The following is an 11,483-nucleotide window of genomic DNA, read 5'->3' on the forward strand; positions in this document are numbered from 1 at the left end:
TGGCAGTTTACTGAGCAGAGTACGGTATCTATACTCTGCAAAAATAATAAAATTACTTTTCTGGCTCAACTACAAAGTGCTTACCCGACTCAATGCGCGCAAACCATGCTGAGATAGATGGAAAGTCGCTCAAGCTAACACCTGCTTTTGCAGCAAGCTTGGGATAAGTGTATAGAGCAATGTCAGCAATTGTCGGTGCGTCTCCGACTACGTAGCGCCTGTCACTCAGCAGGTTATTGAGATACGTAAAAAAGTTAATCGTCCTATCATACGCCAATTCAAGGTCGCCAGGTTTACCAATATGCTTAATTCCGCGATAAAGGTTGGGCCCATTCAATACTTCCCCTGCGGACATGGATAAAAACTTTTGTACTTCAGCTCTTAACTTTGCACCTGCTGGGTACCAACAGCCTGTTTTATCATAGTGTTCTGCGAGGTAAACTAAAATCGCATTTGAGTCACAGATCACTGCATCGTTATCAATAAGTACGGGAACTTGGCCAAGTGGATTAAGCGCCATAAACTCTGCCGATTTATGCTCTTTTTGGTGTGCATCCAGCAGCTTTGACTCATACTCCAAACCTAGAATAGACAAAAAGTGTCTGATTTTATGGCTGTTACCAGAAAGTGTAAAACTATATAGTGTAATGCCTGACATACCAAAAGGATCCTTTTCCTGTTGTTAAACATATATGCTGACTGCACTACACGCACTCAGCAGCGCGGTTAGTTTTTCATACTCCTCAACATGAGTAAATTAAGTATTTTTGAACATTCAAGCGCATGCTTAATCACTATTGCGCTGAGCGGGCAAATCACTCAGATACTCTACAAACTCGACCTCAAAGCCATCAGGGTCTATAAAGTAAACATTTTTTCTGTGCGGGTGTGCTTGGCCGTCTTTATCGACCTTAAAACCCGCCTGAGACAGCCGAGAAATAACACTGTCGATACAATTTACCACAAAAGCGAAATGCGCAAAGCCCACTTGATGGCCTGATAAATCTCTGTTTTCACCTTCACCATGGTCACTAAACGCCAAATAGTGGTAATCGTCGCCAAAATGCAGCCAGTGTCTTGGTTTGCCATACCACTCGCTATGGCCTTCACTTCTTACCTTCCAATGAGGAAATGCTGCGCGATAAAACTTTAAAGACGCTTCGAGATTTTTTACCACTAAATTGACATGTTCTAAATACATAGTCTGCTCCTTCTACAAATTGAGTTGCACTTTAAAAACTCAACTTAACTTGAGGTAAAGCATTTTTTACTATTAAATCATGCCCAATCGTTCGGTAAAAATCGTTTGGATAAAACTGACAAATGCACGTACCTTAGGGATATTCAGTCGGTTTTTAGGGTAAAGCGCGTACACGTCAACCTCAGGTAATTGCCAATCGGCCAGCACGCTAGTTAATGCGCCTTGTTGAAGTGCCTGCTGGCACATGTAGTCTGGTAATATCGCGATGCCAATACCTTCAATGACCATTTGCTTAAGCACTAAGTAATCATCTACACGCATTCTTGGCTGAAAAGCGATTTCACACGCCAAATCACCATTTTTAAGGGTCATAGACTCAGCCTTTTGAATACTGCTCATCAACAGTACATCCAACTGCGAAATGGCCTCAGGCTTTGTAATGGATGGACGCTTTTTTAAGTAGTTGGGACTCGCGTATAAGTGCCTGGTGACCTTACCCAATCGCTTTGCAACGAGTCGAGAGTCTTCAAGCTCACCAATGCGGATCACCAAATCGAAGCCTTCTTCAATGACATCGACACGACGATTGAGTAAATTAAGCGACAAACTGATTTGCGGGTACTCATGCATAAACTCACTGAGCACAGGTTTTAAAATCTCATGGCCCATGCCCACTGACACGCCGACTTTTAGCTCACCAGATACGCTATCCAATGCTTTCGCAACCGCAGCATTGGCGAGCTCCACTTGAGACTTTATCTCTTTGCAATGTGCCAAGTAAGTGTGGCCTGCTTCGGTTAAATGCTGTGAACGCGTTGTCCTCTCAAGTAACGTGATCCCAAGCGATGCCTCCAATTGAGAGATTTTACGACTTAAGTTCGCTTTCGGCATGTTGAGTCGTTCCGCGGCCAAAGTAAAGCTGCCTGCTTCAACCACAGCCAAAAATAACAGCATAGTATTCACATCATGCTTTTGCATAGCGCACCAATTGTTGTTGAAAATGGAAAAGAAATTCTAATTTATAGGTATATATAAAACAACCAGCTTTTCTTAGACTGATTCCATCAAGTAAAACATTGAGCAAATTTGAGGAATTCAACATGAACATACTTTCAAGAAACACACTTAAACTAGGCGGCTTTGCAGGTATTACTGAACATCGGCTCGTCACCGACAGCCGCGTGTTTGCCGGGCGTAAAAAACCTGAGACCTTTGAGGGCATCGGTAACATGGTGTACCTAGCTGACGCGCGCTACTTACCCAAAGGTGAATCGGGTATGCACCCACACAACGAAATCGATGTGATATCCATCGTGCTTGAAGGCAGAGTCAGCCATGAGGGATCTTTGGAGCATGGCAAAGATCTTGTTGCGGGCGATGTACAAGTACAACGTGCAGGCGGGGAAGGTTTTAGCCACAACGAAATTAATCCAGACGACCAGCCAAACCGCATGCTACAAGTTTGGGCATTGCCAGAAGTGGCAGGTGAACCAGCTGGGTATAAGTCATACACACCAAAAACTAAGGGGACAACACGTATTTATGGTGGCAGTCGAACGCAATCAGACACTTTTGCCAGTAAAACGACCATGGATATAGTGCATCTAGATACTGATGAGCATATTGCGCTAGAGCATGAGGCTTTAGTTTATGTCATTGCAGGCGATGCGCAGCTTCATCACAACAGTAATGCAGTGACTATTACTGAGGGCGACTTATTCAGAAATAAGCAGCAAAAAGTGGTCGCCAGCACACATTTACAGTTACTCGTTATCTCTCACGTTTAATACAGTGGTATAGGAGAAAAGTACAATGAACAGATCAGCGCCTAATGCACATATCATGGCAGCCATAAACTACTTTGCTTTACTGCCTCTGGTGTATTTTATACCCGACTTGGTCGCACCTTTTACTGGCTCAAATAAACTGGTACATGTCGCGGTTGTATTGGCGCTGATAGTGCCAGTCATTTCGTATATTGTCATCCCTTTCGCCATCAAAATACTTACGAGAATTACGAAGTGATACAGCAAAATAAACCACCCACATTGCGGGTGGTTTACGCTTACAATAGCAGCATTGTTGCTTTACTTAGCAAGTATGTGCAGTGCTAAATCATCAAGTAATACAGTCAAATCTTGTTGGTTTTGCTGATAAATGAACTTTAGGTTCACCAATTTGATTTTTCTGTTTTCATCTAATGGTAGAAGAACATTAAATGGCGTTACCGCGCTGCCATTGCCAGAAAGTGTCACACGCTCATAGATGTAAGGATAGTTACCATCGTTATGATAAGTGACATGGGCCTCTGCAATAAGAGACTCGGTCTCAAAACCTGCTAGCATTTTTACTAAACCACTAAAGTTCAAGCTTTTTAGCTGCGTGTTTTCAGGGAAAACATAAGTATGGTAGTAAGGGCTATACACGCTAAAGTCAGTAAAATGTACTTGCGCACTTTGCTCACCACTGATCGGGGCTTGGTTAGTTAAGTAAGCAACACCCTCACTGTTTGAAGGGAAAATAAATAAATTTTCATTTTCAAAGTCACCATGCGGGATCAAGTTACCATACCCTTTAGGGACGACATGCAAGGCTAAGTCATCAAGCAACACCGTTAAGTCTTGTTGATTTGGCTGATAAATGAACTTTAGGTTCACCAATTTGATTTTTCTGTTTTCATCTAATGGTAGAAGAACATTAAATGGCGTTACCGCGCTGCCATTGCCAGAGAGCGTCACGCGCTCATAAGTGTAAGGGTAGTTACCATCGTTATGATAAGTCACGTGGGCTTCTGCAATAAGTGACTCGGTCTCAAAACCTGCTAGCATTTTCACTAAGCCACTAAAGTTCAGACTTTTTAGCTGCGTGTTTTCTGGGAAAACATAAGTATGGTAGTAAGGGCTATAAACACTAAAGTCCTTAAAGTGTACCTGCGCACTTTGCTCACCACTGATCGGGGCTTGGTTAGTCAAATAAGCAACACCATCACTATTTGAAGGGAAAATAAATAAATTTTCATTTTCAAAGTCACCATGCGGGATCAAATTACCATACCCTTTAGGGACCGCGTGCAAGGCTAAGTCATCAAGCAACACCGTTAAGTCTTGTTGATTTGGCTGATAAATGAACTTTAAGTTCACCAATTTGATTTTTCTGTTTTCATCTAAGGGTAGATGAACATTAAATGGCGTTACCGCGCTGCCATTGCCAGAAAGTGTCACACGCTCATAGGTGTAAGGATAGTTGCCATCGTTATGATAAGTCACGTGGGCTTCTGCAATAAGAGACTCGGTCTCAAAACCTGCAAGCATTTTCACTAAACCACTAAAGTTCAGGCTTTTTAGCTGCGTGTTTTCTGGGAAAACATAAGTATGGTAGTAAGGGCTATAAACACTAAAGTCCTTAAAATGCACCTGCGCACTTTGCTCACCACTGATCGGGGCTTGATGAGTTAAATAAGCAACACCATCACTATTTGAAGGGAAAACAAATAAATTTTCATTCTCGAAGTCACCATGCGAAATTAGATTCCCCAAGTTTGGAGCACTAAATACTTCGCTCGTATTCTTATTCTCGTTTGCAAACGAAGAAACAACGAAAACAGCACAAATGAATGTTAGCAATCTAACATATATCATTGATAATATTCCTTTTATATTATTATTAATCAAATGTTTTTGATATTTTAAATCCCAATGCAAACACGACGCTCGCTTTGGTTCTCATAAATGAGGTGTACAGAACTCACATCCCGTCATCCCACACAAAGAGAATATCCGACAAGTGTGTATCTGTAATGAAGAAGTAAAAATAAATTAATGTTTATCAGAACCAAGTTTAAGATCACGCACCAACCACTACGCCAATAGCTTTGAGTCACCCATACAGTGGGCGATTCAAAGTCTTACATTATCCCTCACAGGGCTTTACAAAACGCCAAACGCCAAAAGTGCCTGAATTAAGGTCGGGCCTTTCACCTTGGGTCCACCACCGTGCTCTGTAGATTTTATTTTCATAGGCTGAGTATGCGCCGAGTACAAAGACTTTTTCTGCGCCCCATTGTTCATGGCGACAGCCCTGCTCTTTAAGTGATAAATAAGCAACTTTTAAGTGTATTTCGCCGTGTGCATCTTCGACACGTAATGTGACTTTGTGCTGTCCCGGTTTATCAAAAGTATGCGATGGATTGGATTGCGTCGACGTATTTCCATCGCCAAAGTCCCATAAATAAGCAGTAATACCTTGATCATCAACCGACGTATCGCTAAACGAAACGACAAGATCTTGCGCCGTATAGGTAAAGTTAGCTTTAGGTCCAATATTGCCATCAGGTACGCAGCCACTGTCATCTTTTACACCCCCACTAAAAATACCAGCGGCTTCGAGCGCAAAGATCACATCATTGACACAGTATCCAAAATCTTTTGCAGCACGATACATACCTTGCCCAGCACTATCAAAGTCGCTATCAACATGCCAATAAAGTCGGTTTGCCTGCGTCATCACGTCAAATGCCTTTTTGATATTCCATCCGTCAGATGACGCGATACGATAAAATATTAGGCTGAAAATCCCACCATTTGCGTGCTGCCCTGCGCTGTCACTGTATTCATCTATATGCTTGATTTTGGGGTTTTTCATATCGCGCGTAAAACCGCCATTTTTACTGAGCTGGTCGCCAATTTTCCAGTTAAACTCACCATTGAGAAAATCATGCATGGCCGCAGCGGTCATATCGGAATAGGCTTCGTCCAATGCGCCTGAAATGCCAAAATATCCAAGCCCAGCGTTTGCATTGGTGAAGCCATGGGCAAGCTCATGGGCGACCACATCGAGTGTCGTGAACGGATAATAATCTTGATTGCCATCGCCAAAAGAAGCGCGATTGTAATTCCAAAATCCCCCTACCAAGTTCACTTCTCTATGAACTTGTATTTGGATTTTTTCAGGATACAGATCCGTGCTAAACCGCTCTTTATACAAGCGAATGGTTTGCTGTGTAAAACCGTGGGCGTCATTGAGGGGTGAATACGCCCCATTTTTTGCACGCTGGTCATTTTCGTAACAGCCAAAGCGATGGATCTGGGGTTCGCCTTGACTATTTTTTAAATCCCAAGTGGCAAATTGTGCAGTCTCCAATCGACATACTCCGTTTTCTTCTGTCACATCCAAAGCTGGGTAGCGCGCTTGTGGACCAAATCGATAGAGGCCTGTCACCTCATTTCCACCTGGCCCCGTCGCTTTTGCAGTGACTGCTGATTGAAAGCGACGCAGATCATCCCAACTTTTCAGTACCTTACCGCTATGAGCATGCACAATAAAATGGGGGCTGGCAGGCAGCTTATCTTGCCATTCAAAAAACCCAATTCGCCAAACTAGGTGTGCTCGGTTATCACTATCGAGCCAGACATATAGGGTTCCGTGTGTATTTTCAAGCGCATTTTTGTCTAAATGACGGCCAACAGACTTGACGGCAATCTGTAGTGCCGTGTCGTAACTCACACTCGGCTCAACACTGGCTAAGTCGTCATCAATCTTGGCGACAAATTGGCCAACAAAATCATACCGTTGCCCTTGCTCGTCCGTGCTCGCCACTACCGTTGCGCCATGGACGGGCACGCCTTGAAAATATTGCTGATACTTGGCGCGTTTATGGCCTGTTTTAACCAATGACAAGGCCTTTTCTTGATAAGTATTTGCACGATTTTGTCGTGCAGTACCCTGATTAAATAACTGCTGTGACAGTTGATGATGCGTACTGAGCTCAATTTTTTCTGCCGCATTGAGCTGTGCAGTCATCGCTGCGCATATTACACACAATGTCCATAGAACAGGTTTCGTTGTTCGCATGAGATGGTCCTTATTTTAATTTGTGACTTGGGTGTTTGTCGGCACGCTCAACAATCTTTGCGAAACGCACCTGTGCGAATGAATCCGTGTTTATGAGGCGTAACAACGCCCCAACTTCAGCCATAAATGGGGGTAGAGATCAGGCCGAATACCTGCGCCCCAATGCAGTGCTCGATATTTGAAGTTTTGATAAAATACCACGTCCCCGATTTGATAACTTATGTGAGATAACCACGGTTCATGACCTTCACATTGCGGTGGCAACCCACTTTCAATGGCTATATTTGTGACCTTAATACGGGTTTGATTATCTGAGTCTGTAACCATGAGGCTTACACGATACTCACCATCATTGCGATATTCATGTATCGGATTGGGTTGTGTCGATTGTTGTCCATCTCCAAAATCCCAAAGGAAGGCCGTCACTTGCTTGTCATCGTCACTTTGTTCTATGAAAGAGACACTGCGTAATGAAATGGCATAGTCAAATGCAGCAATAGGCAGTGACGCATCCGCGTGACCACAACCCATTTTCTGCAAATAGAGGTCGGCATCATAGGCTTGAACCACACCAAAACCATACTCACGGTCCCGCCCGCCTTCGCCTTTGTCTGCTGCACTAAACTGCATTGCGTCACGTACTTGGGCATTGTTGCATTCAGGGTGTTTGTTCCATAAGAGTGTCGCGATCCCCGCTACATGGGGACTGGCCATGGAGGTACCACTCATCAATTTGTAGCTTAAATCATTGCTGGTTGACTTAACTTGTACACCGGGTGCTGCGAGCTCTACGGCGTCGTTGAACTGTGAAAATCTAGCTTTATTACCTGCACTATCCACGGCAGCCACCGACACAACATGAGGGTATGACGCCGGATAGCTTTTGATGCTAGTACCATTGTTACCCGCCGCGGCAACATGGAGCATGCCTTGTTGATAGGTTCTTTCAAACGCAAGGTGCTCTGTTTGTGAATAATGAGGTCCGCCTAAACTCATGTTGGTAACACGACCGCCTTGGGCTAAGCAATCCTCTATTGCGGCAATAATGTCTGAGCCATAGGCACCATGCCCTGCATCATTAAATACCTTGGCAATATGCAGCTTCAGCGGTGCATTACTATGAATGCCAACAACGCCAATGCCGTTGTTGCCAAGCGCAGCAATAGTGCCCGCAACATGCGTACCATGACCCAGCCCATCTTTGCGCCAATCACCGGTTTCCAACGTGCCAAAATTACTTGCACCAGTTACATTCTGGGTCGGTAAATCCGGGTGTTGATAACTATATCCGCTGTCGAGTACACAGATTTTTTGGGTGCTAGTTTGCGGTGGACTTACAAGGTTTGCTTGGGTCATCACAATGCCATATGGCAGCTCTTCAGCAAACGCGGTTCGGATAGGATCGGGTTCAATGAATTCGATGCTTGGATGACTTGCAAGCTCATTGAGCTGCTGCTCTGTCAACTTAACGCTCATAGCACTAACTAGGGTTAGCTTTTTTTGAATGTGTAAGTTGGTGTCTGCTGCGACATGCTCTAATCGCTCAGATGTAAAGGCCGCAACACGCGCAGGGTCAAAAGGCGCGTACGCTGCTGTCGACCAAGATCCGTCTTTAACTTTCACGATATATTGTTGAGGCTCAGCGTGAGCCAAGCTAATTAAGCTGGGCAGCATAAAAGCTGCGATCAGTGGGGAATATTTAAATGTGGTCATGCGTTGTTCCCTTTTCACGACAATAAACAGCTTGTCCGATAGTGTGACGTCTGCGCCCCAGTCTTATCCTTGGCGCACTCGCCCAGCCAAAGTGAGCAATTTGCTGTTTATCATTAACATTAATGAATACCTAGGCCTCACCATGTGTGACCTAGGTATTTGGAATAAAAAGGTGGGCGAACCCACCCTAGGTTGGTTAGCTAATACCAAACGGCAAGCACAGTTACACAAAGTTGAAAGCGACATCATGCCAATCATTGGAGAGACAACTATCTCGACCTATTTAAGACAACGTGTCACGTCCGATTTTGTGCGCCTGTAAATGCTGATTGATAAGTAATGAAACTGCTTTAATCGCACAAACCATTGTTGATCCATACGTCCCAACGACCTGAGTTTTGCGCTGGATTTTTACGTGTGGACCACTTCGCCGTGTACTTGATGTTATTGAGATGCACCTGATCGTCCTTCACATAGGTTTTATCAGCTTGCCACGCAGGCAACCCGCCACATGTTTGTACATCCTGATCAACAGTCACCGTGACCTCTTTGGTGCTTGAAAGCTGAGCCTGATCTTTTACGGTTAGCGTGATGGTGTATTCGCCTTTGTGAGCATAAGTATGACTTGGTGACGCCGCAGATGAAGTGTGACCATCACCAAAGTCCCATTGATGGCTCTCGATGCCATTGTCATCCCATGAATTATTAATAAAAGTCACACTTAAGCCATTTGCCTGTGCGCTAAAATCAGCCGTAGGTGCAACATTCTCAGCATAGCAGCGCCCCTGCTTACGCCAAATATCAGGATAGCGTGTCGGGTAAGTCGCAAAGGTTTCCTGCTTAGCAATGTACTTATAGTTTTGGAAAAATACTCGGTCACCTGCGTTATACGACTGGTGCACTGAAAAAGCAGGTAACCCTTCACACTCATCGGGTAAACCACTGTCTACAATCACTTCTTGCTGGCTAATACTGGCTTTACCTTGGGCATCTGTTGCAAGCAAAGTGACGAGGTAGCGCCCATCATTTACATAGGTATACGTTGGGTTTTGCTCGGTTGAGGTATCATTTTTGGGGTTATTAATATCATTAAACTGCCACAAATGGCTTATTACAGCGCTGTCATCTGAGGACTGATCAAAAAACGATACGGTTTGTGCTTGCGCTGAATGACTAAAGCTGGCAACGGGCTGTTGATTTAACTGGCCTTCACATCCATGGGCGGTTAGATAATCACTGGCGGCTTTCGCTTGCACAATACCATAGCCATAATACTGATCTCTCCCCTGCGTGCCTCTATCCTGTGCACTTAACACTAGCGCGTTGCGAATATGTTCATTTGAGCAACCTCGATGATTACTCCAGACCAATGCTACCACACCTGTCACATGGGGCGTCGCCATTGACGTGCCACTCCAAGCCGCATAGCGATTATCTGGTAATGTTGAATTCACATCAACACCGGGTGCCGCCAGCTCGACCTGTCCATGGTACTGAGAAAAGCTCGCTCTATTACTCTCTTTGTCCACCGCCGCGACCGAAATCACGTTGTCGTAGGATGCTGGAAAGTGCTCCATCGATGAACCGTTATTACCGGCCGCTGCCACATGCAAAATCCCTTCGGCGTAAGTTTCATTAAACACATCATTTTCCACCGCAGAAAAAGAGGTACCACCTAGACTCATATTAATAATGTCCGCGCCAGCATCAGCGCATTGCGCTACGGCATAGGCAATTTCCGAACCATAAGTCCACTCGCCCTTGTCATCAAATACTTTAACAATATGCAACCCCAGCGTACCGGATGGGTTAACACCCACAACGCCGAGTCCATTGCCCCCTAACGCCGCAATCGTACCTGCAACGTGGGTGCCGTGCCCGTGGCCATCATGAAACCAGTCGCCGGTGTCATACTCTCCATGACCATCGTCCCCTGTTACACCATTTTGAGGTAGATCAGGGTGCTCAGGCGTGTACCCTGTGTCCATAACACACACTTTGACATTACTCGCTTGGGCATCTGACAGCAGCTTTGCTTGCACCATATCAATGCCATAAGGTGTTGTTTCACCAGCGAGATATCGCTTAGGATCAACCTCTATATAAGCCGTGTTCGGGCTTTTAAGTAATGCGTGATACTGGCTAGCTGATAAATTAGCAGCAAACGCATTTTGTTTGGGTAACGCTCGTATCACTTGGCTATTTAGGTCACTGGCGATGTGCTCCATCAATTGACTTTTAGCCTGCTCAGCGTCCTTACCTTTTAGCCCTTGAAGGGCGATAGATTGCGAAAGAACGGCATCATTCAATTTTACAATATAGCGCTGTGTACTCTCGCCTGCGAATGCTTGACTAGATACCAAAGCACTCAATAACCCCAGCTTGATCAGCGATAATTTACCGCTTTCATGGTCTTTTTTACCAACATACTCTTTGTTCATGATGACTGTCCTTTATGCTCATAATTATGTGGTTTGCATGCACTTGTGCTGCATGTGCTACAAAACACACCTCAATTGAACTCAATGTTGAGCGCGGCAATTTTGCTCGTTAGCACCTGCAACTTGCCACAAGCTTCGGCGTTAAAATTTACCCAATCAGCTTTTGCGCATAACGAAGTTCAAAAAATCGTCTTAATATCTGATTAATACGTCTTTAGAAATCACAAGCTGAATACAATGTATACAATAAACAATTTATTGTATACATATTTTTAACC

At 44.5% G+C, this 11,483-nt stretch carries 10 protein-coding genes; 3 read left to right on the forward strand and 7 right to left on the reverse strand.

Annotated elements, in window-relative coordinates:
• Positions 1-52: 52 nt before the first annotated feature.
• The 3 genes from A7985_RS12350 to A7985_RS12360 form a co-directional block, all read right to left on the reverse strand.
• Positions 53-658: a glutathione S-transferase family protein gene (locus A7985_RS12350; RefSeq protein ID WP_065790765.1), complete on the reverse strand. Its 606-nt coding sequence runs from the start codon at positions 656-658 to the stop codon at positions 53-55.
• A gap of 129 nt (positions 659-787) precedes the next feature.
• Positions 788-1,201 (reverse strand): VOC family protein, encoded by a 414-nt coding sequence (locus A7985_RS12355; protein ID WP_065790766.1) that lies wholly within the window; start codon positions 1,199-1,201, stop codon positions 788-790.
• A 72-nt stretch (positions 1,202-1,273) separates the two neighbouring features.
• Entirely contained in the window at positions 1,274-2,179 is a 906-nt protein-coding gene (locus A7985_RS12360) for a LysR family transcriptional regulator (RefSeq protein ID WP_065790767.1), read from the reverse strand.
• A 122-nt stretch (positions 2,180-2,301) separates the two neighbouring features.
• Between A7985_RS12360 and A7985_RS12365 the strand changes: the two genes are divergently transcribed.
• Entirely contained in the window at positions 2,302-2,988 is a 687-nt protein-coding gene (locus A7985_RS12365) for a pirin family protein (RefSeq protein ID WP_065790768.1), read from the forward strand.
• Positions 2,989-3,013: 25 nt separating this feature from the next.
• Positions 3,014-3,226: a hypothetical protein gene (locus A7985_RS12370; protein ID WP_065790769.1), complete on the forward strand. Its 213-nt coding sequence runs from the start codon at positions 3,014-3,016 to the stop codon at positions 3,224-3,226.
• 62 nt (positions 3,227-3,288) lie between these two features.
• On the opposite strand, the gene A7985_RS12375 is transcribed toward A7985_RS12370, so the two are convergent.
• The 3 genes from A7985_RS12375 to A7985_RS12385 form a co-directional block, all read right to left on the reverse strand.
• Positions 3,289-4,839 (reverse strand): hypothetical protein, encoded by a 1,551-nt coding sequence (locus A7985_RS12375; RefSeq protein ID WP_065790770.1) that lies wholly within the window; start codon positions 4,837-4,839, stop codon positions 3,289-3,291.
• Positions 4,840-5,110: 271 nt separating this feature from the next.
• Positions 5,111-7,051, reverse strand: a complete 1,941-nt coding sequence (locus tag A7985_RS12380) for a M4 family metallopeptidase (protein WP_081310545.1) — start codon at positions 7,049-7,051, stop codon at positions 5,111-5,113.
• 90 nt (positions 7,052-7,141) lie between these two features.
• The gene (locus A7985_RS12385; protein WP_065790772.1) at positions 7,142-8,764 is read right to left on the reverse strand and encodes a S8 family serine peptidase; all 1,623 of its coding nucleotides are present in this window, start codon (positions 8,762-8,764) and stop codon (positions 7,142-7,144) included.
• A gap of 100 nt (positions 8,765-8,864) precedes the next feature.
• On the opposite strand from A7985_RS12385, the gene A7985_RS12390 reads away from it, so the two are divergent.
• Positions 8,865-9,086 carry a hypothetical protein gene (locus A7985_RS12390; RefSeq protein ID WP_141685350.1) on the forward strand — a complete coding sequence of 74 codons (222 nt, stop codon included), beginning with the start codon at positions 8,865-8,867 and terminating at the stop codon, positions 9,084-9,086.
• 28 nt (positions 9,087-9,114) lie between these two features.
• On the opposite strand, the gene A7985_RS12395 is transcribed toward A7985_RS12390, so the two are convergent.
• Positions 9,115-11,205 carry a S8 family serine peptidase gene (locus A7985_RS12395; RefSeq protein ID WP_065790774.1) on the reverse strand — a complete coding sequence of 697 codons (2,091 nt, stop codon included), beginning with the start codon at positions 11,203-11,205 and terminating at the stop codon, positions 9,115-9,117.
• Positions 11,206-11,483 lie beyond the last annotated feature (278 nt).

Origin of the sequence: Pseudoalteromonas luteoviolacea, assembly GCF_001696455.1 — a bacterium.
GTDB classification, from domain to species: domain Bacteria; phylum Pseudomonadota; class Gammaproteobacteria; order Enterobacterales; family Alteromonadaceae; genus Pseudoalteromonas; species Pseudoalteromonas luteoviolacea_C.

What these genes read in the sequence shown, in the direction of transcription:
- A7985_RS12350 (WP_065790765.1), bottom strand. Translation starts at nt 658, where the DNA reads ATGTCAGGCATTACACTATATAGTTTTACACTTTCTGGTAACAGCCAT.
- A7985_RS12355 (WP_065790766.1), bottom strand. Translation starts at nt 1,201, where the DNA reads ATGTATTTAGAACATGTCAATTTAGTGGTAAAAAATCTCGAAGCGTCT.
- A7985_RS12360 (WP_065790767.1), bottom strand. Translation starts at nt 2,179, where the DNA reads ATGCAAAAGCATGATGTGAATACTATGCTGTTATTTTTGGCTGTGGTT.
- A7985_RS12365 (WP_065790768.1), top strand. Translation starts at nt 2,302, where the DNA reads ATGAACATACTTTCAAGAAACACACTTAAACTAGGCGGCTTTGCAGGT.
- A7985_RS12370 (WP_065790769.1), top strand. Translation starts at nt 3,014, where the DNA reads ATGAACAGATCAGCGCCTAATGCACATATCATGGCAGCCATAAACTAC.
- A7985_RS12375 (WP_065790770.1), bottom strand. Translation starts at nt 4,839, where the DNA reads ATGATATATGTTAGATTGCTAACATTCATTTGTGCTGTTTTCGTTGTT.
- A7985_RS12380 (WP_081310545.1), bottom strand. Translation starts at nt 7,051, where the DNA reads ATGCGAACAACGAAACCTGTTCTATGGACATTGTGTGTAATATGCGCA.
- A7985_RS12385 (WP_065790772.1), bottom strand. Translation starts at nt 8,764, where the DNA reads ATGACCACATTTAAATATTCCCCACTGATCGCAGCTTTTATGCTGCCC.
- A7985_RS12395 (WP_065790774.1), bottom strand. Translation starts at nt 11,205, where the DNA reads ATGAACAAAGAGTATGTTGGTAAAAAAGACCATGAAAGCGGTAAATTA.